This window comes from Bradyrhizobium sp. 187 (assembly GCF_023101005.1).
GTDB lineage: Bacteria > Pseudomonadota > Alphaproteobacteria > Rhizobiales > Xanthobacteraceae > Bradyrhizobium > Bradyrhizobium canariense_D.
Window position 1 is genome coordinate 200,362 of record NZ_CP064693.1, and the last position, 24,630, is coordinate 224,991.

Sequence of the window (24,630 nt, forward strand, 5' to 3'; positions counted from 1 at the left end):
GCCGACCTAGTTCGCCGCTTTGGGCTTGTCGGTCGTGGCCTTGTCGCCGCCCGGCGTGGGCGCCGCGGACGCGCTGTTCTTGATGCCGTGGAGCAGATCGTCGGCGAGCTTGAGCGCCTTGTCGTCCTTGGCGTCCGGCGGAACGTAGGACTGCGAGCCGGTCTTCTCGTCGCCGTCGTTCTTGAGATGGCCGCGCAGCGAAGCTTCGCCCTTGGTGTCGGTACGCGACTTCAGCTCGTCCGGCACGTCCTGCAGCACTTCGATGTCGGGCACGATGCCCTTGGCCTGGATCGACTTGCCCGACGGCGTGTAATAGCGCGCCGTGGTCAGACGCAGCGCGCCGTTGCCGGAGCCGAGCGGAATGATGGTCTGCACCGAGCCCTTGCCGAACGAGCGTGTGCCGACGATGGTCGCACGCTTGTGGTCCTGCAGCGCGCCGGCGACGATCTCCGACGCCGAAGCCGAGCCGCCGTTGACCAGCACGATGACCGGCTTGCCCTTGGTGAGGTCGCCCGTATGCGCGGTACGGCGCTGGGTCTCCTCGGCATTGCGGCCGCGGGTCGAGACGATCTCGCCCTTCTCCAGGAAGGAGTCGGAGACGGTGACCGCTTCCTCGAGCAGGCCGCCCGGGTTGTTGCGGAGGTCGATGACGTAGCCCTTCAGCTTGTCGCCGATCTGATTCGAGAGGTTGGCGACCTCGCGCTTCAGGCCTTCGGTGGTTTGCTCGTTGAAGGTGGTGATGCGGATATAGGCGATGTCGTCGGCCTCGACGCGGGCGCGCACCGAACGGACGCGGATGTTGTCGCGCACCAGCGTGACGTCGATCGGATTGTCCTGGCCCTTGCGGATGATCTTCAGCTTGATCTTGGTGTTGACCGGGCCGCGCATCTTCTCGACCGCCTGGTTCAGGGTCAGGCCCTGCACCGCCTCGTCGTCGAGATTGGTGATGATGTCGTTGGCCATGACACCGGCGCGCGAGGCCGGGGTGTCGTCGATCGGCGAGACCACCTTGATCAGGCCGTCTTCCATCGTGACTTCGATGCCGAGGCCGCCGAACTCACCGCGGGTCTGCACCTGCATGTCGCGGAAGCTCTTGGCGTCCATGTAGCTCGAATGCGGATCGAGACCGGTAAGCATGCCGCTGATCGCGGATTCGATCAGCTTGGTGTCGTCGGGCTTCTCGACATAGTCCGAGCGCACGCGCTCGAACACGTCGCCGAACAAATTGAGCTGGCGATAGGTGTCCGCAGTGGCGGCTCGCGCGCTGGAGCCCATGAAGACCGCGCGCGGTTGCGTCACGAACAGCGTCAGCGCCGCACCGGTGGCCGCGCTGAGGAGGATAACTGAAGTCTTGCGCATCATCCGCGAACCTTCTCGCCTTCATTTGCGGCCCACCATGGGCCTGGATCGATTGGAGTGCCGTCTTTGCGGAACTCGACATAGAGCACAGGTTGACTCGCGTTCGTGGCGAGAATGGAGGCGACTTGAGAGGTCGACCCCATGGTCGCGACAGGCTCCCCCGTGAGCACGAATTGTCCGATGTTGACCGAAATGCGCTCCATCCCGGCGATCAGCACATGATACCCGCCCCCGGCATTGAGGATCAAGAGTTGTCCATAGCTGCGGAACGGGCCGGCATAGACCACCCAGCCATCACACGGCGTCGTGACCTGGGAGCCGGGCCGCGTCGCCAGCGAAATGCCCTTCTGGACCCCGCCGAGCCCGTCCGAACCGCCGAAATCCCTGATCTTGTTACCGTTAACCGGCAGAGGCAGGAGGCCCTTGGCCGCGGCGAAGGCCATCGCAGGGGTGGTGCGGGAACGATCCTTGAATGTGCCGGGGCCGGTCTTGGCGCTGGCGGCCGCGTTTGCAGCCGCCTTGGCCTCGGCCTGCTTGGCGGCCTCAGCTGCTTTCTCGGCCGCCTTGGCGGCGCTTTGCAGATCCTGCTCCATCTTGGCGATCAGCCCCTGGAGATCGCCGACCTGTCTTGAGAGCGCAACGGCGCGCGCGTTCTCGGCGTCGAGGTCCTTTTCGCGCGACGCCTGCTGACGCTGCCGTTCGTCGACCAGAGCCGCGAGCCGGGTCTGGTCGTTGCGCACCTTGTCGCGGTCGGAGGCAAGCTGGTCGCGCTCGGTCGCGATGGTCTTGCGCAAGGCCACGAGCTCGCCGAGCTCGCCCGCGATCTTCTCGGCACGGCCGCGCAACTCCGGCACCACGGCACCGAGCAGCATCGCCGTGCGCAGCGATTGCAGGGCATCCTCGGGCCGTACCAGAAGTGCCGGCGGCGTCCGCCTTCCGGCGCGCTGCAAGGCCGCCAGCACCTCGACGATGTCGGCGCGGCGTGAATCGAGCGAGCTGCGCATCGCCTGTTCGCGGCCGTTCAGCGATCGCAGCCGCGCTTCGGCCTCGTCGATCTTGGTCTCGACGGTGCGCACATTGGCGGCGGTGTCGATCAACTGTTGATTGAGCTGGGTGCGGTCCTGGCCGAGCGAGGTGATCTCGGCCTTGAGCTTGGCCTGCGCTTCCTCAGCGCTCTTCTTGCTGGCGCGCGCGGCTTCGAGCTCCTGCTCGCGCTGCTTGATCGCATCGGGCGCTACGGCCGCAGTCTGCGGTGCAGGCGTCTGAGCTTGCGCGAGGCTTGCGCCGGCAACGCCGGCGATCAGCAGCAGGTTGAAAATCGGCGCTCGCATCGCTTTAAGCAAAGGTGCTCGTTGTGGCGCGGATCACGCGCGGTGATAGGGGTGGCCCGCCAGAATGGTGGCGGCCCGATAAAGCTGTTCCAGAAGCATGACGCGGACCATTTGATGCGGCCAGGTCGCAGAGCCGAACGCGATCACGAGCTTGGCCTTACGGCGCAATTCGGGCGAAAGTCCGTCCGCCCCTCCGATCATGAAGATAGTATGACCGGCACCCTCGTCGCGCCAGCGCCCGAGATGCCGTGCGAATACGGTCGAATCCAGATTCTGGCCGCGCTCGTCCAGCGCCACCAGCACCGACTTTTCGGGAATATGGGCGGAGATCGCCGCGGCCTCTTCGGCCATCCGCGTCGCCGTATCGCGCGCGCGGCTTTCGGGCAATTCGTGGATGGCGAGCTCGCGGAATCCGAGCTTGCGGCCGGCCTCGTCGAACCGCTCGAAATAGCGCTCGGCAAGCTCCCGTTCGGGGCCCTGCTTCAGCCGGCCCACCGCAATGACGGCTATGCGCATGATATGTTCAGGGTCGCGTTTTCTGGACCGCGCGCGATCTGCGCGCGCACGACGCTAGCATGCGCGTCAGCCGATTCGAAATCGGCCAGCAGCCTCTCAGATCGCCTTCGCCGCCCCTGGGCCCTGCGTGTACAATCTCTCGAGACTGTAGAACTCGCGGACCTCGGGTCTGAACACGTGCACGATCACATCGCCGGAATCGATCAGCACCCAGTCGCAATTGGGCAAGCCCTCGACGTGGATGTTCTTGATGCCGTTTTCCTTGAGGCCTTTGGCGACGTTCTCCGCGATCGCGCCGACGTGCCGGTTCACCCGGCCGGTGGTGACGATCATGTAGTCGGAGTAGGCCGATTTGCCGCGAAGGTCGATGGTCACAGTCTCTTCCGCCTTCATGTCGTCGAGGCGGGAGAGGATCAGGCTCAGCGTCTTGTCGGCGTCGGGTTGCGCCTTCAAGGCCGCAGCTTTGGTCGATGTTTTACGCGTCGGCTTGGCAACCTTGGGTAAAACAGACTTCGGTGAAGCCGTCTTGGGTGAGGCTGTCTTGGACAATACAGATGTGGTCAGGGACCATTCCTTTCACTGTATCGCGAACGCCGAATCCGGCGCCCACTGGTTACACTACATCATGTGGGGTTAAGGGTTTCAATATGCCAGAGAGCCCGAAGACCGCATGGCGTTCGCACAATCTGACTCACTTCGTACCTTTCCAGCTTCCGTCCGGGTTCCGTAAGCCGGTCGACGAGAGATTCAGCTTCATTCCGGTCAGGAACACCCAGGCTGGCGCGGGCCGGTCCGCGAGCAAGGCGGCCTCATTCTCCGGCATCCGATAGCGCCTGAGCGCCTGGGCGGCGGGAGAGGCGAGGGCGCGAAAACTCTGCGGCGGACGGTCGATGACCGCGATCGGCACCTGGTCGGCGATGCGCCGCCAGTGCTGCCAACGATGGAATTGAGCGAGGTTGTCGGCGCCCATGATCCAGACAAAGCGCAAGCCCGAGAGGCGGCGGCGCAAGGTGTTGATCGTATCGATGGTATAGCGCGTGCGAATGACGGATTCGAGACAGCTCACCTCGATCCTGGGATCGTCGGCCATTTCGCGCGCCGCCTGCATGCGCGCGCCGAGCTCATGCAGCGCGCCGTTCTCCTTCAGCGGATTGCCTGGCGTCACCAGCCACCACACGCGATCGAGCTGGAGTCGTTTCAGCGCGAACTGGCTGATCGCGCGATGGGCCTGGTGCGGCGGGTTGAACGAGCCGCCGAGCAGGCCGATGCGCATGCCCGAGGTATGGGTCGGTATGGCCTGCGCGAAGAAACGTGGCGCGACGAAATTGTTGCTCAATGCCCCGCGCCCTGCGTCGTCTACGGCCGCGTCTGCCCGGTGCCGTGAACGCGATATTTGAAGCTCGTCAGCTGCTCGGCGCCAACCGGGCCGCGGGCGTGGAATCTGCCGGTGGCAATGCCGATCTCGGCACCGAAGCCGAACTCGCCGCCGTCGGCGAACTGCGTCGAGGCGTTGTGCAGCACGATCGCGGAATCGACCTCGCTCAGGAATTTTTTCGCAGCGGTCTCGTCGGCGCTCACGATCGCATCGGTATGGTGCGAACCGTGATTTTGGATATGCGCGATCGCGCCGTCGACGCCGTTCACCACCTTCGCTGCGATGATCGCATCGAGATATTCGGTGTCCCAATCGTCCGCGCTCGCGGGTTTGACGCGCGCATCGATCTTTTGCACGGCGTCGTCGCCACGCACTTCGCAGCCGGCCTCGATTAGCATCTCAACCAGCGGCTTGAGGTTTTTACCGGCTGCGGCGCGATCGACCAGCAGCGTCTCGGCGGCGCCGCAGACGCCGGTGCGGCGCATCTTGGCGTTGAGCACGATCGATTTCGCCATGGCGAGGTCGGCGCTGCCGTCGACGTAAATGTGGTTGACGCCTTCGAGATGCGCGAACACCGGCACGCGCGCTTCCTGCTCGACGCGCGCGACGAGGCTCTTGCCTCCGCGCGGCACGATCACGTCGATGGCGCCATTCAATCCCGACAGCATCTGGCCTACCGCCGCGCGGTCGCGCGTCGGCACCAGCGTGATGGCAGCCTCGGGAAGGCCCGCTTCGCGCAGGCCCTGCACCAGGCAGTCATGGATCGCGCGGCAGGAGCGGAAACTGTCGGAGCCGCCGCGGAGGATCACGGCATTGCCCGACTTCAGGCACAGCACACCGGCGTCCGCCGCAACGTTCGGCCGGCTCTCGAAGATCACGCCGACGACGCCGAGCGGCACGCGCACGCGCTCGATGGTCATGCCGTTCGGCCGTTGCCAGCTCTCGGTGACGATGCCGACGGGATCGGCAATGCCGCGCACGATGCCGATGCCCTCGGCCATGCCCTCCACCCGCGCCGGCGTCAGCGTCAGGCGGTCGATGAAGGACGAGGTGGCGTTGCCGGAGGCGCGGGCCTCGGTGACGTCCTCGGCATTGGCGGCGAGGATCGCGGCGGCATTGTTGCGGATCGCCCGCGCCATGGCCTCGAGCGCCCGGTTCTTCTGCTCCGGCGGCGCCAGCGCCAGCACGCGCGCGGCAGCGCGGGCACGGGTACCGAGATCGGTCATCAGCGCCTGAAGATCGGCATTGCCGTCGACGGCTTTGAGGGGGGCGGCCATGGGAGTTTCAACCTTCTGCTAAGGCAGTGTCCTAGCACGGAAATCCCGCTTTTGCGAAGGGTCGGCAGGGTATGGCAGGGCTTCACGTGCCGGACGGCAGCTCGATCAATGGCCCAGCTCCGGCGTCATGGCCGGGCTTGACCGGCCATCCACGCCTCGGCCGGCGCCTACTCGGATGCCCTAGCGGCTACCCGCCCACCACCAGATCATCCCGGTGGATCATCTCGGACCGCCCGCTGATGCCGAGGATGGCCATGACATCCGGGGAGGAGCGGCCCTTGATCCGCTCGGCATCGTCGGCGTCGTAGGCGATCAGGCCGCGGCCGACCTCGCTGGTGTCGGGGCCGCGCACGATCACGGCGTCGCCGCGGGCGAACTGGCCCTCGACCTTGATCACGCCGGCCGGCAGCAGGCTGGCGCCGGCGCGCAGGGCCGCGACCGCGCCGGCGTCGATCGTCAGCGTACCCTTCGGCTCAAGCGAGCCCGCGATCCAGCGTTTTCGCGAGGTGATGGGATTGGCCGGCGTCAGGAACCAGGTGCAGCGGCCGCCATCGGCGATCGCCTGCAACGGATGCTCGATCTTGCCCGAGGCGATCAGCATATGCGTGCCGCCGGTGGTCGCGATCTTGGCAGCTTCGACCTTGGTGCGCATGCCGCCGCGCGACAGCTCGGACTCGGCGTCGCCTGCCACAGCCTCGATCTCGGAGGAGATGCTGTCGACGACGGGAATGAGCCTGGCGTTCGGGTTGTTCTTCGGCGGGGCGTCGTAGAGCCCGTCGATGTCGGACAGCAGCACCAGCAGGTCGGCGCTGGCCATGGTGGCGACGCGCGCGGCGAGGCGGTCGTTGTCGCCGTAGCGGATCTCGTTGGTGGCGACCGTGTCGTTCTCGTTGATCACGGGGATCGCGCGCCACTCCAGCAGCTTGCCGATAGTGGAGCGCGCGTTGAGATAGCGGCGGCGCTCCTCGGTGTCCTGCAGCGTCACCAGGATCTGGCCGGCGCCGATGCCGTGGGCGCCAAGCACCTCCGACCAGATGCGGGCGAGCGCGATCTGACCGACGGCGGCGGCTGCCTGACTCTCCTCCAGCTTCAGCGGGCCGCGCGGCAATTTCAGGCGGCTGCGGCCGAGCGCGATCGAGCCGGAGGAGACGACGAGCACGTCACGCCCCTCGCGATGCAGCTTGGCCATGTCGTCGGCGAGCGCGGCAAGCCAGGACGCGCGCACCTCGCCCTTGTCGGAATCGACCAGCAGCGCGGAGCCGACCTTGACGACGATGCGGCGGAATTGACTGAGTTCGGGGCTGGCCATGTGTGCAAGTGCTGGCGCGTGTGACGGATTGCTCTGCATCGGACACGGCGGAGCGAGAGCGGCGCCGATGAGGCCCTGCTTTTGCAGCAGGACGATGGCCCGCGCAAGGCGCCGGCATGCTAAAGGATGAACGCCGGGTTGCCCCGGGCGGCCGTCCGGCTCTCATGCTGCCAACCATAACGGTGGAGGAAACCCATGGATCGCCGCAAATTCATGGTCCGGTGTCTGAGCCTGCCGCTGCTGGCGCAGGTGGGAGCGACGCGCGCACAGGCTGGGCTCACCAAGATCATCTTCCCGTTCGCGGCCGGCGCGGGCGGCGACACGCTGTGCCGGCTGATCGCGCAGGAGATGGCGCCGGCACTGCAGCGGACCATCGTGGTCGAGAACCGCACCGGCGGTGACGGCCTGATCGGCATCAAGGCGGTGAAGGGGGGAAGCCCCGACGGCAGCATGGTGCTGGTGACGACCGGACCCACGATGTACCTGCTGCCGATGGTCGAGACGATTCCGAGCTTCGATGCTGCAAAGGATTTCGTCCCGGTCTCGCTGCTGGCGCGCTTTGAATTTGCGCTGGTGATCAGCCCGGCGGTCGACGCTGTGGATTTCAAGTCGTTCGCGGCCTGGCTGAAGGCACATCCGGACAGGACCTCGTTCGGCGTACCCAGCAGCGGCACCATTCCGCATTTCATGGGCTCGAAGCTGGAGAAGGACCTCGGCATTCCCTTGAGCCGCGTGCCCTATCGCGGCAGCGCAGCTATCCTCAACGACCTCGTCGGCGGCCATGTTCCGTTCGGGATCACCACGCTGGCCGACGCGCTTGCGCAGCATCGCGCCAAGGGCGTGAAGATCATCGCGGTGAGCAGCGCGGAACGTTCGCCCTTTGCCTCAGAGGTGCCGACCTTGAAAGAGAGCGGCATCGATCTCGTCGCCGACGCCTGGTACGGCATGTGGCTTCCCGCCGGCAGCTCGCCGGAATTCGCAAGCAAGCTCGGCGCGGCCGCAAGCGCCGCGCTCGCCAAGCCCGAGGTGAAGGAGAAGCTCACCGCGATCGGTCTGATCCCGGTGGGCAGCAGCGCGGAAGGTCTGACCAAGGAGCTCGCCGCCAACACCGCGTTCTGGCAGCCGGTCGTGAAGGCGACGGGGTACAAGATCGAGAATTAGTTTCTGTTTGCGCTCCGCTCTCCGCCGTCATGGCCGGGCTTGTCCCGGCCATCCACGTGCACCGCCACCTAACGCAAGACGTGGATGCCCGGGTCAAGCCCGGGCATGACGAGCTGAGAGAGGCTCTTTCCGCTCACTCACAGCTTCGCGCGCTGCGCGATCCCGTCCTTGATCGACGCCAGCTCCGCTTCGTCCCAAACACCGATCAAAATCCCGCCCTTCACCTGGAGCTGGTTGTCGGCATAGGCGGCGATTTTCTCGCGCGGCGTCGTGATGTGGTCGTTGGGATGCAGCGCCCAGTCGAACAGCTCGGCCTGCAGTCGAGCGATGACGCCGGCGCACTCGGGATCGTCGCCGCGATCCAGAAACTCTTCCGGATCGGTTTCGAGGTCGTACAGCATCGGGAGGAAGCCTGAGGCGTGGATGTATTTCCAGCGGCCGTCGAACACCATGAACAGGCGACAGCGTTCGATCGGCTGATTCAGCTTCAGCCGCACGTCCTGCATGACATAGTCGTATTCGGAGAACGCCACCTTGCGCCAATCCGGCGGACTCTCGCCGCGCAGCAGCGGCAGCAGCGAGCGTCCCTCGAGGATATGGCCCGGCACCTTGCCGCCGAAATAGTCGACGAAGGTCGGCGCGAGATCGATGGCTTCGACCAGCGCATCGTTGCGCGTGCCACGCGTCGCATCCGCCTCCTTCGAGGGATCGATGATGATGAGCGGGATCTTCGCCGACTGCTCGTGGAACAGATCCTTCTCGCCCATCCAGTGATCGCCGAGATAGTCGCCGTGATCGGAGGTGAACACGATCATGGTGGTGTCCAGCAGGTCGCGCTCCTCCAGGAACTTCATCAGCACGCCCATCTGGGCGTCGATCTGGGTGATCAGGCCCATATAGGTCGGGATCACCTTCTCGCGGGCATCGTCGCGCGCCATGTTGCGGGAGTAGCGCATGTCCATATAGGCGCCGAACACCGGATGCGGGTTCTGCCGCTCGCGCTCGGAGCGGATCACCGGGATCATGTCCGATGTCGAATACATGCTGGCGTAGGGTTCGGGCGCGATGTAGGGCCAGTGCGGCTTGATGTAGGACAGATGCAGGCACCACGGCCTGCCGTCGGTCTCGGCCTCGCCGATGAAATCCATGGCGCGTCGCGTCATGTAGGGCGTCTCGGAATGCTCGTCCGGCACGCGCGCGGCCTTGTCGGCATGCACGAGCAGCCAGCCGTTCTGGAGCGAGCCGTCCTCGGCCGCGCCTGAATTGGCCCAATGCTCCCAGGGATTGGGCGCATCAAAGCCCTGCTGGCGCAGATATTCGTCGTATTTCGGACGCGGCCGCCCCGTGGGATGCAGGCCGTCGTCACGCTCATAGGGCTCAAACCCGCATTCGGCGACGTGCACGCCGATCATCGATTCCGGCGGGATGCCGAGCGCCTTCATGCCTTCGAGATCGGGCGCCATGTGGGTCTTGCCGACCAGCACGTAGCGCACGCCGAGCTTCTTGAGGTGATCGCCGAGGGTGGGCTCGCCGACCCGCAACGGCCAGCCGTTCCAGTGCGAGCCGTGCGAGCGCATGTAGCGCCCGGTGTAGAACGACATCCGCGAGGGGCCGCAGATCGGCGACTGCACATAGGCCTTGCTGAAGAGCACGCCGCGCTTCGCCATGGCGTCGATGTTCGGTGTCTTCAGCGTGGGATGGCCGGTGCAGCCGAGATAGTCATAGCGAAGCTGGTCGCACATGATCCAGAGAACGTTCTTCGCGCGCGCCATGCGTGATCCCTGCCGTTTCTTGATTGTGGGATGCTGCGCTATCGAGGGCGCGAAGACAAGCTATCAGCGATGCACGCGTCTGCGGCCGTACACTCCAGCGTCGTCCCGGCCTTCGCCGGGACGACGAAAAATCAAACCGACCACGGCTCCGCTTCGGCCGCGCTCTTCGCTTTCGCAGACACCGGGCTCTCGCCGATCACATCCGCAAGAGAGCGCAACGCTTCCTGCACGCCGTCACCGGTGACGGCGGAGAGCAGCAGCGGCGTCTTCTTGGCGGCGCGCTTCAGCCGCTCCTTCTGCTTCTTCAACTCGTCCGGCTCGATCGCGTCGATCTTGTTCAGCGCGACGATCTCGATCTTGTCGGTGAGCTGCCCGGCATAGGCGTCCAGCTCCGTTCGCACCGTCTTGTAGGCCTTGCCGGCGTGCTCGCAGGTCGCATCGATGAGATGCAGCAGCACGCGGCAGCGCTCGACATGGGCGAGGAAGCGGTCGCCGAGACCGACGCCTTCATGCGCGCCTTCGATCAGGCCGGGGATGTCCGCCAACACGAATTCGCGGCCGTCGGCATTCACGACGCCGAGCTGCGGATGCAGCGTGGTGAAGGGATAGTCGGCGATCTTCGGCTTGGCCGCGCTGACCTTGGCAAGGAAGGTCGATTTGCCGGCATTGGGCAGGCCGACGAGGCCGGCATCCGCGATCAGCTTCAACCGCAGCCAGATCCAGCGCTCCTCCCCGGGCTGGCCGGGATTGGCATTGCGCGGCGCGCGATTGGTCGAGGTCTTGAAATGCGCGTTGCCGAAGCCGCCATTGCCGCCCTCGGCCAGCACGAACTTTTCGCCGACAGTGGTGAAATCGTGGATCATGGTCTCGCGATCTTCATCGAAGATCTGCGTGCCGATGGGGACCTTCAGCACGATCGACTTGCCATTGGCGCCGTGGCGGTCCGAGCCCGAGCCGTTCTCGCCCTTCTGGGCCTTGAAGTGCTGCTGGTAGCGATAGTCGATCAGCGTGTTCAGCCCGTCGGCGACCTCGATGATGACATTGCCGCCGCGGCCACCATTGCCGCCGGAGGGGCCGCCGAATTCAATGAATTTTTCGCGGCGGAACGCCACGCAGCCGTTTCCGCCGTCGCCGGAGCGGATATAGACCTTTGCTTCGTCTAGGAATTTCATGGGCCATAGGTAGGCCAGCCGGTCCCGCGCGGCAACCCGGATGGACCCGCAAATCGGCCGAAACCCGGCGATTTGTGGCCTTGCTTAACCAGCTGGCCGGCGCCGGATCAGGAATTTCTGCGTGCCCTCCAGCACCAGCTCCTTGCGCTGGTTGAACACGGTGCTTTTGAGCGTCACCACGCCGGTCGAGCGTCCCGGCACCAGCTCGGTGACCTCGAGCGCGGGATAGATTGTGTCGTCGGCGAAGACAGGTTTGAGGAACCGGCTGGATTGCTCGAGGAAGCCGACCAGGGAGTCCTCGACCATGAACGGAAACAGGCCGGCGCCGGGCGCGGTGTGGATCAGCGTCTGGAAACCGTGGGCGAGCAGATGCGGCATGCCGCGGCTGCGGCAATACTCCACGTCGTAATGCACCGGATGCGTGTCGCCGCTCGCGGTCTGGAACGCCGCGAACACCGCCGTCGTCTGCGTGCGGCTCGGCAGCACGAAGCGCTCGCCGACCACGAAATCCTCAAACCAGCGTTGCGCGGGGATCATGCGATGCCGGGCCGGGTCGAAGTCGGTCATGGCTAAGCTCTTTCCTGGCTCTCTTGTGAGACACCTGTCGCTACCGCGACGCGGAGAGTGCGACAATCCGTTCAATTCGTCCAACGCGGGCTTGTCGTGACGGCCTGCGTCATTACAACGGCGCTCGATGCCCCTGTTCAAGAATCTATCGGCCTATGACGAACGCTCGGCGCGCCTTGCCGGGATTGCGCTCATGGTGCTGTCGATCTTCATGTTCTCGTTTGGCGATGCCATGGGCAAGTTCCTGGTCGGGACTTATTCGGTGGGGCAGCTGCTGTTCCTGCGCGCCTGCGCGGCGCTGCTGCTGCTGTCGCCGTTGGTCTGGCGGCAGCGTCACCAGTTCCTGCATCTGGAGCGGCCGGGTCTCCAGCTCTTTCGCGTCGTGCTGTCGACGCTGGAAGTGGCGGCCTTCTTCCTTGCGACGGTCTACCTGCCGCTCGCCGACGTCATCACCTATTATCTCGCCGGGCCCATTTTCGTCACCGCGATGTCGGCGATCTTTCTCGGCGAGAAGGTCGGCTGGCGGCGCTGGACGGCGATCCTGATCGGCTTCTGCGGCGTCCTGATCGCGCTGCGGCCCTCGGCACAGACGGTGAGCCTGCCGGCGCTGATCGCGCTTGGCGGCAGTCTTTCTTTCGCAACGCTGATGTTGATCACGCGCAGCCTGCGCAAGACGCCCGATATCGTGATGGCGTCGTCGCAATTCGTCGGCACGTTCTTGCTGGGCGCTGTGCTGTCGGCGTTCCACTGGGTGCCGCCGACATCGGGCAGCCTCGTGATCTTCGCGCTGGCGGGATGCGTCTCGGTCACGGCGCTGTTCTGCGTCAACCGCTCGCTCAAGCTCGCGCCGGCCAGCGTCGTCGTGCCCTATCAATATTCGATGATCGTCTGGGCGGTGATCTTCGGCTTCGTCGTGTTCGGCGACGTGCCCGAAATCGCCACCATCGTCGGCGCCGCCATCATCATCGCCGCCGGGTTCTATATTTATCTGCGTGAGCGCGATCTCGGACGCAGGGACGCGGATGTGAATCCGCCAGCGTGATTACAGCGGAATAAATTCGAGCGTCGTCCTGGCTTTCACCAGGACGACAGTTTGAGCCGCCTCCGCCCTACCTCACCCTTCGCGCGCTGCTCCAGCTCTTCAGCGACGCCCACACGCCGCGCGAGAGACGGAAGCAGTCGACGGGCGTGGACGAGCCCAGCGCCAGGAAGCGATGCAGCTGGACGCCGCTCCACTGGAAGCCGCACTTCTCCAGCACGTTGCGCGAGGCCGGGTTGGTGACGCGCGCGCCTGCATAGAGATGATCGTCCTCGAACTCCTCGAAGAAGAAGTCGATCGCGCCGCGTGCGGCCTCGGTGGCAAAGCCCCGGCCCCAATGCTCGACGCCGAGCCAATAGCCGAGCTCGGCGTTGTCGGGCGTCGAGCGGTCGATGCCGACCATGCCGATGGGGCCGCTGTCATGCTCGATCAGGAACACCGCCTCGCTGCCGGGCAGGGCGCTGGCGCGGATGAAGGCGATGGCGTCGTCCTGCGAATAGGGATGCGGGAGGCGCCTTGTGTTTTCGGCGACGCGACGGTCGTTGGCGAGGAGGGCGATGGTCCTGACATCGGCGAGGGTCGGCCGCCGCAAGGTCAGCCGCTCGGTGGCGACGACGCTGGGTCTCGCCTCCCGCAAGGTCACGCTCGAAAAATCCTGCAACATGTCCGGCTCCGTCGAAGTCACTAAAGTGAAAAGTGAGCACGCAAACGAAAGGGGAGGCCGGTTTCCCGCCTCCCCTGGAGCCTTCGATCTGTGATCTCAAGGACTCCGCCGGTTCGGTCTGGGACCCGGCGGACTCCAAATTTGATCCACCGTCTATTCAGCCGCCTCTGCGAGCGGGAGCACCGAGATGAAGGTGCGGCCGTTGGCTTTGGCCTGGAACGTTACGCGGCCCTCGATCTTGGCGAACAAGGTGTGGTCCGTGCCCATGCCGACATTAAGGCCGGGATGCCAGGTGGTGCCGCGCTGACGCGCAATGATGTTGCCGGGAATCACAACTTCCCCGCCGAACGCCTTGATACCGAGGCGCTTGCCCTTGGAATCGCGACCGTTGCGCGATGAACCGCCTGCTTTTTTGTGAGCCATGGCTCGTCTCCGAAATTCTACGTATTTCTAGATCAATTCCTTGACGGAATCATTTCACAATTTCTCACGCATCACTTCGTGACGGCGCGTGATCAAATTATGCGGCGGCCTCTTCGGTCGTGGTCTCTGGCTTGGCGACCTTCTCCCGCTTCGGACGCGGCCCCTTGGTGGGCTTGGCGCCGTCCGTCAGGATCTCCGAGATGCGCAGCACGGTGATCTCGTCGCGATAGCCGCGCTTGCGGCGCGAATTCTTGCGGCGGCGCTTCTTGAAAGCGATGACCTTGGGACCGCGCTTGTGGTCGAGCACCTCGACCGCAACGGACGCGCCGGCGACCGTGGGCAGACCCAGGATCGGCGTGTCGCCGCCGACCAGGAGAACTTCATTGAGCTGCACGATCGAGCCGACTTCGCCTTCGATCTTGCCTACTTCCAGGACATCATCCGGAACGACGCGGTACTGCCGGCCGCCGGTTTTGATGACTGCGAACATCGTTGTTTTCCTTCGTGTTCATTCCCGGCCTCGCGACATATTGTCGGGGCCGGCTTTTTGTCAGTCGTTATGGGTTTATGCGAGTTTTGTGCGGGCGGGAGTTATCCCTTTGAAAACCCACGTAAAAACAAGCGGCGCGAGAAACGCCCCGCGCCGGTTGCGGGATTTATAGCCGCTGATCCCCCGGAGTCAAGGAAAAGCCGGCGAAAACGGCCGGATTTGAAGCATTTGGGCCCGATCCGGCCCGCAGGCGAATTTCGGACCGCGCCGCAACCAACAGGTTCCCCCGCCGTTGTCCCGGCGAATTCAGTCACACGGGCAAGGGGCTTACCATGGCAACAGACGAGCTGGTCAAGACGACGACGGGCATCGCTCATCACGGCGCGGAGCGGCTGCCGTCGGTGGATATCGACAGCTTCAACATCGAGATGAAGGACGAGGATGGCTTCATCGGCGACCGCGCCAGCAAGGGCGCGTTCCGCGAGATCCTCGAGCGCTGGCGCAAGCCGCTGCGCAAGTCCGGCGAGGACCCGTTCGGCAAGGAGCCGTCGGACGAGATCAGCAAGAAGACGCTGGACGCCATCCTGGTCGGCGACGACACCGAGGCCTGGGCGGTGGTGCATAGCGCCATCGAGGACTTCGCCCAGGAGCTCGCTTACGTCACCCGCCGCTTCCTCAAGTCCAAGGCCTGGGCCAAGACCGAGCGCATCGTGGTCGGCGGCGGTTTTCGCGATTCCCGGCTCGGCGAGCTCGCGATCGCGCGCACCGAGATTATCCTCATCGCCGAGGGCTTCAAGATCGACATGCTGCCGATCCGCCATCATCCCGACGAGGCCGGCCTGATCGGCGCGCTGCATTTGGCGCCGTCGTGGATCTTCGAGGCCCATGACAGCATCCTCGCCGTCGATATCGGCGGCACCAACATCCGCTGCGGCCTGGTTGAGACCAGCTGGAAAAAGGCAAAAGACCTGTCGAAAGCCAAGGTCGTGAAGTCCGAGCTGTGGCGTCATGCCGACGACGAGCCGACGCGCGAAGGCGCGGTGAAGCGGCTGACGAAGATGCTGAAGGGGCTGATCACCGAGGCCGAGAAGGAAGGCTACAAGCTGGCGCCGTTCATCGGCATCGCCTGTCCCGGCGTGATCAACGCGGACGGCTCCATCGAGAAAGGCGCACAGAACCTGCCGGGCAATTGGGAGAGCAGCAAGTTCAACCTGCCGGCGAGCCTGCTCGAGGGCATTCCGCAGATCGGCGAGCACGACACCGCGATCCTGATGCACAATGACGGCGTGGTTCAGGGCCTCTCCGAGGTGCCGTTCATGCAGGACGTCGATCGCTGGGGCGTGCTCACCATCGGCACCGGCCTCGGCAATGCCCGCTTCACCAACCGCCGCAAGGACAACGGCAAGGACAAAGACAAAGACCGCGATTCTACGGAGAACGGGAAGAAAAAGGCCAAGTCCGACAAGGAGTAACCTTGACTGGTTAGGTTAAGGACCGGATTGCGTTGCGGTGCACCGCCCGCACGCTACGGTCGAAACCGTCGCCTCACCTGGCCGGCGAAGCCGCCCTTCCCAGCCAGTATTTCAATGAGCGGCACCGGGACCGCCAGTGTTTACCGCGTCTGGCGGTCCCACCCCGCCTTTTGCGGGTACCAGTGATTCGGCACCGACGTGCCGCATCGGGCTCGCGCCGGGTCAGTGGCGAACGGCTCAGGCCCATTCCCGCGCAAACCGCCGCCGAAATCCGCGATCGCCCCCGATCATCACCGTGACATCGTGGGTCCAGCCGGAAAACCGGCCCGATTTTCGCCCTCGCAAGCCTTGTCTGGCCCGCCATCCTCGCCTATTAACGCCCGAACCACAGGGGCCATGCTCCTTACTTGGCGCCTTCAGGAGAGGTGGCAGAGTGGTCGAATGCACCGCACTCGAAATGCGGCATAGGTGCAAGCCTATCGGGGGTTCGAATCCCTCCCTCTCCGCCAACATCATCCGCCACAATAAAACGGCTTTCCAGAAAGCTCGGCAGATCAGTCTGATCTTGCCGGCTCTCGCTCCGCCAGCACCGTCCGCGCCGTCGCCACGAACGCCTGCGCGGCCGGCGACAGCGTCCGACCCTGGCGCTGCAGCAGCGACACCGGGCGGGTGATGGCAGGGCGTATCAGCGGCTTTGCGATCAGAGTTGGAAATTGATCGGCCGGCAGCATCGTCGCAGGAAGGATAGCAAGGCCGAGGCCCTGCGCCGTCATGGCGAGCGCGGTGTTGATCAGCGTCACTTCATAGGTCGGGTTGAGGTGCTTGCCCTGGCTCCCCAGCGCCTGATCGATCTGCATGCGTATCCGCGTCTCGCGCCGCATCGCGATCGTCGGCATCTGATCCAATTCGTCCCATGTCAGTGAGCGCCGTGCCGCGAAGTCGGGGGTGCGCCGGCCGATGGCGCTCAGGCGGCCGCGGGTCAGCGTCTCGATCGTCAGCTCCGCGAATTCTCCCTCGACGCTGCCGATCGCGAACTCCGCATCCGTCGCGATCAGACGTGGAACGAGATCGTCGGCGGCGACGTCGCGCATGTCGATTTCGATGTCGGGATAGCCTGCCCGGAATTTTGCCAGCACCGAGGGCAGCAGTGCCGATGCGGTACCGGCTGAGGCGAGAAACGCGACTCGGCCGGCGCGCGCCTGCGCGAGGTCACGCATGCGCCGCGACAGGCCCAGCGCATCGCCCAGCATCCGTTCGGCGGCATGAACTGCCTCGTCAGCGGCCCGCGTCGGCTGCACCGAACGAGTGGAGCGATCGAACAGTTTGACGCCGAGCTGCGCTTCGAGCTGTTGGATCAACAGGCTCGCCGCCGATTGCGTGATCCCCAGCTCGCGCGCAGCCCGCGTGATGCTGCGCGTACGGTACACGCCGGTGAAGGCCTGCAATTGCCGTAAGGTGACGTTCATAGGCAAAGCTCATGAATTGATGAGTTCTTTCCGGCTTATCACATAAGCGAGCATGCAATAAAATGCATGCCGTGGTCGGTGAAGCGGCGATCGCCAAGGGATTGGAAACGAACATGAGGACACAGGTGCTGGTGGTGGGCGCCGGGCCCGTCGGATTGACCGCGGCGATGGATCTGGCTTCCCGTGGGATCGACGTCGTGGTCGCGGAGATCCGCCATGCCGGCGATCCGCCCAGCGTCAAATGCAATCACGTCTCGGCGCGTTCGATGGAGATCTTCCGCCGGCTCGGCGTCGCCGCAAAGCTGCGCGACGCAGGCCTGCCCGCAGATTTCCCGAACGACTGCTCCTACCGGACCACGGCGACCGGCATCGAGCTGTGCCGCATCGACATTCCCTCGCGCGCACGCCGCTACAGCGCCACCGGCGGCCCCGACACCTGGTGGCCGACGCCGGAGCCGCCGCACCGGATCAACCAAGTCTATCTCGAGCCGATCCTGTTCAGCCATGCCGCCGCTCAGTCGCGCATCACCATTCTGGCGCGCACGGAAATCACGGACATCGAGCAGAATGACGACCATGTGGTCGCATTGGCGCGCGACCTCGACAGCGGAAGCTCGCTCCGCATCGAGGCTTCCTTTGTGATCGGTTGCGATGGCAGCCGTTCCCTGGTTCGCAGATCGATCGGCGCCAACCTGTCCGGCACGCCGGTGATCCAGCGCGTGCAATCGACCTTCATCGAAGCGCCGCAGCTCAAGGAGCTGATGGGCGCGCACAAGCCGGCCTGGATGGTGCTCTCGCTCAACCCGCGACGCTCAGGCACGACGGTGGCGATCGACGGTCAGGACCGCTGGCTGATCCATAATCACCTGAAGCCAGACGAGCCCGAATTTGATTCGGTCGATCGGGACTGGGCGATCCGCGCCATTCTCGGCGTCGACGAGCGCTTCGAATACCGCGTCCTCAGCAAGGAGGACTGGGTCGGCCGCCGGCTTGTCGCCGATCGCTTCCGCGACCGCAGAGCCTTCATCTGCGGCGACGCCGCGCATCTGTGGATGCCGTATGCGGGCTACGGCATGAATGCGGGGATTGCGGACGCCGTCGACCTGTGCTGGCAGGTGGCGGCGCATCTGAACGGGTGGGCGCCGGCTTCGATCCTGGATGCCTACGAGGCGGAGCGTCAGCCCATCACCGAACAGGTGTCGCGCTTTGCCATGGACCATGCGATGAAGATGATGGCGCAGCGTGGTGGAGTCTCCGCGGAGATCGAGGACGACACGCCGCGCGGCCACGCCGCGCGCGCAGCGCTGGCCAGGGCGGCCTACGATCTCAACGTGCAGCAATATTGCTGTGCCGGATTGAACTTCGGCTACTATTACGATGCCTCGCCGATCATCGCCTATGACGGCGAGACGCCGCCCGCTTACGCGATGGGCAGCTTCACCCCCTCCACCGTGCCGGGCGCTCGCGCGCCGCACCTGTTTCTGCGGGACGGGCGATCGCTCTACGATGCCTTCGGCGTCGGCTACACTTTGCTGCGGTTCGATCCGGCGATCGATGTAGCGCCATTGAAGTCTGCCGCAGAGCAGCGCGGCATTCCGCTCGCGCTGCTCGACATTGCGCCGGACGAAGCGAACGGCGCGTATGCCGAGAAGCTGGTGCTGGCGCGGCCCGATCAGCACATCGCCTGGCGCGGGCAGGCCGCGCCAGCGGACCCACAAGGCTTGCTGACGCGCATCACCGGCGCTTCGGCGTAAGGCGATTTGAAGCGGACGGTCTCGCGGCGAAGTCCGCCGGCAGGTGATTTACAAAGTCGTGGTTCACAAAACAAAAAAAGACTCGCACCAGGAGGGAAACGTGTTTCACGTTGCAAGCCGCCGCATTTTGGCCGTGCTGACGGCCGCGAGTTTCGCCGTGCTGCCGCTGGAGGCGGTCCGAGCGGTCTATCCCGAGCAATTGATCAAGATCATCGTGACCTTTCCGCCCGGCGGCAGCGCCGATACCGTCATCCGCGCGCTCGAACCGCTGGTCACTGCCGAGCTCAAACAGGGTCTCGTGATCGAGAACCGCGCGGGTGCTGGAGGCAACATCGGCATGGCCGCGGTCGCGCAGGGCAAGCCTGACGGCTATACGCTCGGCATTGCGCCGGCAGGCAGCCTGACGGTCAATCCGCATCTCAATTCGTCGATGCCGTTCGATCCGAAGGATCTTGCGCCGATCACCCTGCTCGCGAAAATTCCCTTCGTGCTGGTTGCGTCAGCGAACGTGCCGGCGCATACGGTCGCGGAATCGATCGCGCTCGCCAAGGCCAAGCCGGGCGCGTTGTCGATCGGGCATGGCGGCAATTCGACCGCCATGCACTTGACCGCGGCACTGTTCACGCAGAAGACCGGGATCGCCATGGAGCTGGTCCCCTATCGCGGGACCGCGCCGGCGACGGTCGATGTTCTCGCAGGCCATGTCCCCTTCGCGGTACTGGATATCCCCGCATCGAGGCAACTGATCCTCGAAGGTAAGCTCAACGCCATCGGTGTGTCGTCTGCGCAGCGTCTGTCGTCCTTGCCTGATGTGCCGACACTCGCCGAGGGCGGTATTGCGGGTTTCGAATCCGTTGGCTGGTTCGGGCTGGTTGCTCCGGCCGGCACGCCAGCCGATATCGTCGGCCGGTTGAACGAAGCCTTCGGAAAGGCCCTGAAGGATCCATCGGTGGTCGAGAAGATCCGGACGCTTGGCGCAGAGCCTGCACCGACCTCGCCGGAGGAGTTCAGCCGCTTCATCCAAAGCGAAAGCTCGAAATGGGGCAAGCTGATCAGTGAAGCGGGCATCAAGGCGAATTAAGTGTCCCACGCAGCCCTGCTGCTCGTCGGCAATCATCCCCGGCTCGCCTTCAGCGCCCGCCGCATCACGATCGCGGTCTAGAAACACGATTCCGCCCCGGCGTAAGTCATTGATCTTGCAGCTCCGGCTACTGTGCATGGGGTTGTTTTCGCGCTTTTTGTTGTTGGGCCTTGGGAGGCTTACAGGTAATCGTCGCGACACCGGCTGGCCTCGCCAGTTCGGATCACCACCGACAAGGCGAGATGGGCATGCACTCTTCCGGCAGCGGCTTGGGCAACGGGCTTCTTGGCGTCATCATCTTCAGCGCATCGCTGCCGGCGACCCGCGTGGCGGTCGGCGGGTTTTCCGCGCTGTTCCTGACCTCGGCGCGCGCGGTCATCGCGGCGCTGATCGGTGTGGCCGTGCTCGGCCTGCTCCGTCAGGCGCGGCCGCAGCGCAAGGATCTCGTCTCGCTCGCGATCGTCGCCATCGGCGTCGTGGTCGGCTTTCCCTTGCTGACGGCGCTTGCGCTCCAGCACATCACCTCGGCGCATTCGATCGTCTTCATCGGGCTCTTGCCGCTGTCGACCGCGATCTTCGGCGTGCTGCGCGGCGGCGAGCGGCCGCAGCCGATGTTCTGGCTCTTTGCAATTCTGGGCAGCGCCACTGTCGCCGGCTTTGCGCTGTCCAACGACGGCACCGCATCGCTCACCGGCGATCTCCTGATGGTCGCGGCGATCGTGCTGTGCGGGCTCGGCTATGCCGAAGGCGCCGCGCTGTCGCGCCGGCTCGGCGGCTGGCAGGTGATCTCCTGGGCGCTGCTGCTGTCGCTGCCGCTGATGGTGCCGGTCGCGATTCTAACCTGGCCGTCGACATGGAGCGGCGTCGGTGTGGCCGCCTGGATCGGGCTCGCCTACGTCTCGGTCTTCAGCATGTTCGTCGGTTTCATCTTCTGGTACCGCGGGCTTGCGATCGGCGGCATCGCCCGCGTCGGCCAGTTGCAGCAGCTCCAGCCGTTCTTCGGCCTTGCGCTTGCAGGCCTGCTCCTGCACGAACCTGTGGCCTGGAGCATGATCGTCGCGACCGCGCTGGTGGTCGCCTGCGTCTTCTTCGCACGGCGGTTTGCCTGAGGCCGAATTGATGCGGCCTTACCTCTTGCCCGGTTGCGGCTTTTCAATCCCCGGCAGCTGTGCGATTCCCTCGGCAAGAAAATCGACCAGCAGCCGTACCCGCGCGATGCCGGACCGCTCCGGCACGATCAGCATGTTGAGCGGAACGGACGGCGGCGCGTAGTCTTCAAGCACGCGCTCGAGTTGGCCGGAGGCAAGCAGGTCGTCGACGAGCCAAAGATGCGCCGGCGCAATGCCACGACCGGCCGCGAGCGCCTCGCGTGCGGCAAGCCCGTGATCCACCCGCAGCCGCCCTGCGAAGGGGACCACATGACGGCCGCCGCGGCGCCCGTGCAGCACGAGCACGTCGCTGCCGGCGATGTTCGACATCCTGACACCCTCGTGGCTGGCGAGGTCTTGCGGGCGCGCGGGCCTGCCGCGCGACGCCAGATAGTCCGGTGCGGCCACAAGCACCCGCCGCGACTGACCAAGCAGCCTGAGCTTCATCGAGCTGTCGGGGAGCGGCCCCAGACGCAAAGCGATATCGACACCTTCCCGCACGAGGTCGATCCGCTCGTCGGTCAGGCTGAGATCCACCGCCACGTCCGGATAGCGGTCCTGGAACGCGAAAACCAGACGGCTGACGTGGAGCACGCCGAAGGCGGCGGTGCAGGAGACGCGCACCGTTCCGGCAGGCGCGCCGCGCGTGCTGCGCGCCTCGTCGCCGGCGAGTTCGACCAGGCGCAGGATCTGCACGCAGTCGGCGTAATAGCGGCGCCCCTCCTCGGTCATCGTCACGCTGCGCGTGGTCCGCGTGAGCAGCGGCACGCCGACGGCCTGCTCCAGTTCCCGAAGGTGCCGCGTCACTGTCGATTGGCCGAGACCAAGCTCGCGCGCGACCGCGGACAGGCTTCCGCGCTCGGCGACCCGCACGAAGCTGCGCATGCGTTCGAGCGTCACGTCCGATTTATCCATATTTCGGCATGATCCTATCCATCGGCGACAACTACCGGATTGCAGTCGGAGGCGCTACCTGCTGCTCGCAATCGTCAACCAAGGTGCTGATCATGAAAGTGTTGATCCTCTTCGCTCACCCCGAGCCGCGCTCCCTCAATGGCTCGCTCCGCGACGTTGCCGTCAGAGAACTCGAGGCTGAGGGACACGAGGTGCGGGTGTCAGACCTTTACGCGCAGGGATGGACATCCGAGGTCGGCCGCGCCGATTTTCCGCTGCTGCCGCCGGACGGGCGGCTGGCGCCGGCCGCCGCCTCCAAGCAGGCGTTCGAGTCGGGTACACTCACCGCGGACGTCAAGGCCGAGATCGAGAAGCTGCTGTGGGCGGACGTCCTGATCCTGCAATTCCCGCTATGGTGGTTCAGCATGCCGGCCATCCTCAAGGGCTGGGTCGACCGCGTGTTCGCCTACGGTTTCGCCTATGGCGTCGGCGAGCACAGCGACAAGCGGTGGGGCGACCGTTACGGCGAAGGCAGGCTGGCGGGCAAACGCGCGATGCTGATCGTGACCGCCGGCGGCTGGCAGGAGCATTATTCGGCGCGCGGGATCAACGGGCCGATCGACGACCTGCTGTTCCCGATCAATCACGGCATCCTCTATTATCCCGGCTATGACGTGCTTCCGCCGTTCGTCGTCTACAAGGCCGACAAACTGGACGAAGCGGGTTTCCAAGCGACTGCCGAACGTTTGCGCGAGAGGATGCGAACGCTTGCGACGACATCCCCGATTCCCTACCGGCGCCAGAATGGCGGCGATTACCTGATTCCGAGCATGCGGCTCCGCGCAGGACTCGAGCATTCCGGCGCGACCAGCTTCGCGCTTCACGTCGAACAGGTCGAGGCACGCAGCCCAATGGGTGAAACGAGCTCCGTGCACTCGACGGCTGAGGGGTGCGCGGCAACAGCGTAATCCGCCGCTCGCGCAAGGACTCACCCCATCACCGTCCGCGTCAGCGTGCTCCGCGCAAACTTCTTCAGCGGCATCGGCTTGCCGAACAGAAAACCCTGCACGAGGTCGAAGCCGAGCTCGTTGGCGGCGACGAGGTCGGCGCGGCTCTCGACGCCCTCGGCGATGGCGCGCACGCCATAGCCATGCGAAAGCTCGACGATGTGGCGGCACACCGTGCGCTTGAGGCGATCAGTGCCGCTGCCGGTGACGAAGTGCCGGTCGGCCTTCAGCTTGATGAAGGGAATTTTTCCAAGGTCCATCAGCGACGGCCAGTTGGCGCCGAGATTGTCGACCGACAGGCCGATATTGTGCAGACGCAGTTCGCGGGCGACCTCGGCCAGGAGATCGAGATCGCGGATCGCCTCCTCGCTGTCGATTTCGATCGTCAGCCCGCCGAACGCCGGATGCGTCGGCATGCGCCGGCAGAGATCACGCACGGCTTGCGGCTCCTTCAGATAGGACGCCGGCAAATTGATCGCGAGATCGACCGGGCTCTGCTGCTCCAGTAGATAGTGCCAGTCCTGCATGGCGCGCTCGATCACGAATTCGGAGAGGTCGCGCATATTCGGGTCGTGCTCTTCGGGGATGAAATAGGCGGGCGGCACCACGCCCCAGGTCGGATGCCGCATCCGCACCAGCGCCTCGGCGCTATTGCGAATCAGCGTGCGCGCGTCGATCTTGGGTTGGTACCAGAGCTCGAGCCAGCCGGCGTGCAGGGCCTCGCCGACGTGCACGGCGGGGCTCGGCGCCGGCTCCTCGGGCAACAGCATCGCGACACGGTCGCGCAGCGTCTCCGCGGCAAACGGCGTCGTCAGCGGCGGCAGCATCTTGAGGCCGTATTCCTCGCCGACCTGCTGCACGGCCCTGACGATGATCGACTCGCGGGCGCCCACAGTCAGAACCCTGCCGTCGAAGGCCTCGCGCACCAGCGTCTCCAAAAATTTGCCGGGCTCGATGCCGTCGGCGGCGATGCCGAGCAGGATCAGGTCGGGCAATTCGCTTGTCAGCACGCTCTGCAGCTCCTCGGCACTGGCGCATTCGGTGGTGACGAAGCCGAGATCCTCCAGCACTTCCGCGAGAAACGCGCGAAGATGGCGCTTGCCGTCGGCCACGCAGGCGCGCGGCTTCACCTTTCGCCGTCCGAAGGTTTTCGGCCTTCGTTCGGCGAGTTCTACAATTTCGTCGTTCATCGCAAGCACTCCCGTTCCGTGCCGGTGTGTTAGCGACGTGAGCAGTTTCAAATATGGAAGGCTTCAGTCGATTGTCGAATTATCTGAGTAACGTTAAAGCGCCCATCACGTCTAAAATTATCTGGATCTCGGTCGGGAAGTTTTTACGTCTACCCGCGCGCCG

The 24,630-nt window shown here is 65.0% G+C and carries 23 protein-coding genes and 1 tRNA gene; 8 read left to right on the forward strand and 16 right to left on the reverse strand.

All coding sequences use genetic code 11. The features are described from left to right. Window positions 1–6 precede the first annotated feature (6 nt). The 7 genes from IVB19_RS00975 to proB all read right to left on the reverse strand — a co-directional run bounded on the left by IVB19_RS00975 (window position 7) and on the right by proB (window position 7,167). On the reverse strand, window positions 7–1,362 hold the full coding sequence (locus IVB19_RS00975) for a S41 family peptidase (protein ID WP_018459850.1): 1,356 nt from the start codon (window positions 1,360–1,362) through the stop codon (window positions 7–9). Next, a complete protein-coding gene (locus IVB19_RS00980; protein ID WP_018459851.1) occupies window positions 1,359–2,690 on the reverse strand; it encodes a murein hydrolase activator EnvC family protein in 1,332 nt (443 codons plus the stop codon). The genes IVB19_RS00975 and IVB19_RS00980 overlap by 4 nt, the downstream gene beginning before the upstream one ends. Before the next feature lie 33 nt (window positions 2,691–2,723). Then, window positions 2,724–3,206, reverse strand: a complete 483-nt coding sequence (gene rlmH / locus IVB19_RS00985) for a 23S rRNA (pseudouridine(1915)-N(3))-methyltransferase RlmH (protein WP_018459852.1) — start codon at window positions 3,204–3,206, stop codon at window positions 2,724–2,726. 96 nt (window positions 3,207–3,302) lie between these two features. Continuing rightward, window positions 3,303–3,659 carry a ribosome silencing factor gene (rsfS, locus tag IVB19_RS00990; protein WP_007598906.1) on the reverse strand — a complete coding sequence of 119 codons (357 nt, stop codon included), beginning with the start codon at window positions 3,657–3,659 and terminating at the stop codon, window positions 3,303–3,305. A 238-nt stretch (window positions 3,660–3,897) separates the two neighbouring features. Continuing rightward, complete coding sequence (locus tag IVB19_RS00995) at window positions 3,898–4,542, reverse strand: nicotinate-nucleotide adenylyltransferase (protein WP_026233892.1); 645 nt, start codon at window positions 4,540–4,542, stop codon at window positions 3,898–3,900. 20 nt (window positions 4,543–4,562) lie between these two features. Beyond that, window positions 4,563–5,858, reverse strand: coding sequence for a glutamate-5-semialdehyde dehydrogenase (locus IVB19_RS01000; RefSeq protein ID WP_018459855.1), 1,296 nt, complete (start codon window positions 5,856–5,858; stop codon window positions 4,563–4,565). 187 nt (window positions 5,859–6,045) lie between these two features. Continuing rightward, window positions 6,046–7,167, reverse strand: a complete 1,122-nt coding sequence (proB, locus tag IVB19_RS01005) for a glutamate 5-kinase (RefSeq protein WP_018459856.1) — start codon at window positions 7,165–7,167, stop codon at window positions 6,046–6,048. A gap of 195 nt (window positions 7,168–7,362) precedes the next feature. Here proB and IVB19_RS01010 point away from each other — a divergent pair, with 195 nt between their 5' ends. Continuing rightward, window positions 7,363–8,328 carry a Bug family tripartite tricarboxylate transporter substrate binding protein gene (locus IVB19_RS01010; protein WP_018459857.1) on the forward strand — a complete coding sequence of 322 codons (966 nt, stop codon included), beginning with the start codon at window positions 7,363–7,365 and terminating at the stop codon, window positions 8,326–8,328. Between the two features lie 137 nt (window positions 8,329–8,465). Here IVB19_RS01010 and IVB19_RS01015 read toward each other — a convergent pair whose 3' ends face one another. From IVB19_RS01015 to IVB19_RS01025, 3 genes are all read right to left on the reverse strand, one after another. Continuing rightward, entirely contained in the window at window positions 8,466–10,100 is a 1,635-nt protein-coding gene (locus IVB19_RS01015) for an alkaline phosphatase family protein (RefSeq protein ID WP_018459858.1), read from the reverse strand. 131 nt (window positions 10,101–10,231) lie between these two features. Continuing rightward, on the reverse strand, window positions 10,232–11,272 hold the full coding sequence (gene obgE / locus IVB19_RS01020; RefSeq protein ID WP_018459859.1) for a GTPase ObgE: 1,041 nt from the start codon (window positions 11,270–11,272) through the stop codon (window positions 10,232–10,234). 84 nt (window positions 11,273–11,356) lie between these two features. Further along, window positions 11,357–11,839 (reverse strand): MaoC family dehydratase, encoded by a 483-nt coding sequence (locus IVB19_RS01025; RefSeq protein WP_018459860.1) that lies wholly within the window; start codon window positions 11,837–11,839, stop codon window positions 11,357–11,359. Between the two features lie 127 nt (window positions 11,840–11,966). Here IVB19_RS01025 and IVB19_RS01030 point away from each other — a divergent pair, with 127 nt between their 5' ends. Then, the gene (locus IVB19_RS01030) at window positions 11,967–12,881 is read left to right on the forward strand and encodes a DMT family transporter (RefSeq protein ID WP_018459861.1); all 915 of its coding nucleotides are present in this window, start codon (window positions 11,967–11,969) and stop codon (window positions 12,879–12,881) included. A 67-nt stretch (window positions 12,882–12,948) separates the two neighbouring features. Here the strand turns inward: IVB19_RS01030 and IVB19_RS01035 are convergent, their stop codons facing one another. From IVB19_RS01035 to rplU, 3 genes are all read right to left on the reverse strand, one after another. After that, a complete protein-coding gene (locus IVB19_RS01035) occupies window positions 12,949–13,542 on the reverse strand; it encodes a GNAT family N-acetyltransferase (RefSeq protein WP_247820878.1) in 594 nt (197 codons plus the stop codon). 153 nt (window positions 13,543–13,695) lie between these two features. Next, window positions 13,696–13,965: a 50S ribosomal protein L27 gene (gene rpmA, locus IVB19_RS01040; RefSeq protein ID WP_018459863.1), complete on the reverse strand. Its 270-nt coding sequence runs from the start codon at window positions 13,963–13,965 to the stop codon at window positions 13,696–13,698. Between the two features lie 97 nt (window positions 13,966–14,062). Next, window positions 14,063–14,455: a 50S ribosomal protein L21 gene (rplU, locus tag IVB19_RS01045; protein ID WP_007604396.1), complete on the reverse strand. Its 393-nt coding sequence runs from the start codon at window positions 14,453–14,455 to the stop codon at window positions 14,063–14,065. Between the two features lie 332 nt (window positions 14,456–14,787). On the opposite strand from rplU, the gene IVB19_RS01050 reads away from it, so the two are divergent. Then, on the forward strand, window positions 14,788–15,927 hold the full coding sequence (locus IVB19_RS01050) for an ROK family protein (RefSeq protein ID WP_018459864.1): 1,140 nt from the start codon (window positions 14,788–14,790) through the stop codon (window positions 15,925–15,927). A 419-nt stretch (window positions 15,928–16,346) separates the two neighbouring features. Next, window positions 16,347–16,436: transfer RNA gene (locus IVB19_RS01055), tRNA-Ser, on the forward strand. A gap of 45 nt (window positions 16,437–16,481) precedes the next feature. Here IVB19_RS01055 and IVB19_RS01060 read toward each other — a convergent pair. Next, window positions 16,482–17,393 (reverse strand): LysR family transcriptional regulator, encoded by a 912-nt coding sequence (locus IVB19_RS01060; RefSeq protein ID WP_018459865.1) that lies wholly within the window; start codon window positions 17,391–17,393, stop codon window positions 16,482–16,484. A gap of 113 nt (window positions 17,394–17,506) precedes the next feature. Here IVB19_RS01060 and IVB19_RS01065 point away from each other — a divergent pair, with 113 nt between their 5' ends. From IVB19_RS01065 to IVB19_RS01075, 3 genes are all read left to right on the forward strand, one after another. Continuing rightward, window positions 17,507–19,147, forward strand: a complete 1,641-nt coding sequence (locus IVB19_RS01065) for an FAD-dependent oxidoreductase (RefSeq protein ID WP_247820879.1) — start codon at window positions 17,507–17,509, stop codon at window positions 19,145–19,147. Window positions 19,148–19,247: 100 nt separating this feature from the next. Beyond that, window positions 19,248–20,228, forward strand: coding sequence for a Bug family tripartite tricarboxylate transporter substrate binding protein (locus tag IVB19_RS01070; RefSeq protein ID WP_247820881.1), 981 nt, complete (start codon window positions 19,248–19,250; stop codon window positions 20,226–20,228). A gap of 248 nt (window positions 20,229–20,476) precedes the next feature. After that, window positions 20,477–21,337, forward strand: a complete 861-nt coding sequence (locus tag IVB19_RS01075) for a DMT family transporter (RefSeq protein WP_247820882.1) — start codon at window positions 20,477–20,479, stop codon at window positions 21,335–21,337. 18 nt (window positions 21,338–21,355) lie between these two features. Here IVB19_RS01075 and IVB19_RS01080 read toward each other — a convergent pair whose 3' ends face one another. Further along, window positions 21,356–22,291, reverse strand: a complete 936-nt coding sequence (locus IVB19_RS01080) for a LysR family transcriptional regulator (protein ID WP_018459869.1) — start codon at window positions 22,289–22,291, stop codon at window positions 21,356–21,358. A gap of 92 nt (window positions 22,292–22,383) precedes the next feature. Between IVB19_RS01080 and IVB19_RS01085 the strand changes: the two genes are divergently transcribed. After that, window positions 22,384–23,238: an NAD(P)H-dependent oxidoreductase gene (locus IVB19_RS01085; RefSeq protein ID WP_039801040.1), complete on the forward strand. Its 855-nt coding sequence runs from the start codon at window positions 22,384–22,386 to the stop codon at window positions 23,236–23,238. Between the two features lie 20 nt (window positions 23,239–23,258). Here IVB19_RS01085 and IVB19_RS01090 read toward each other — a convergent pair whose 3' ends face one another. Beyond that, a complete protein-coding gene (locus tag IVB19_RS01090) occupies window positions 23,259–24,467 on the reverse strand; it encodes an EAL domain-containing response regulator (RefSeq protein WP_026233896.1) in 1,209 nt (402 codons plus the stop codon). Window positions 24,468–24,630 lie beyond the last annotated feature (163 nt).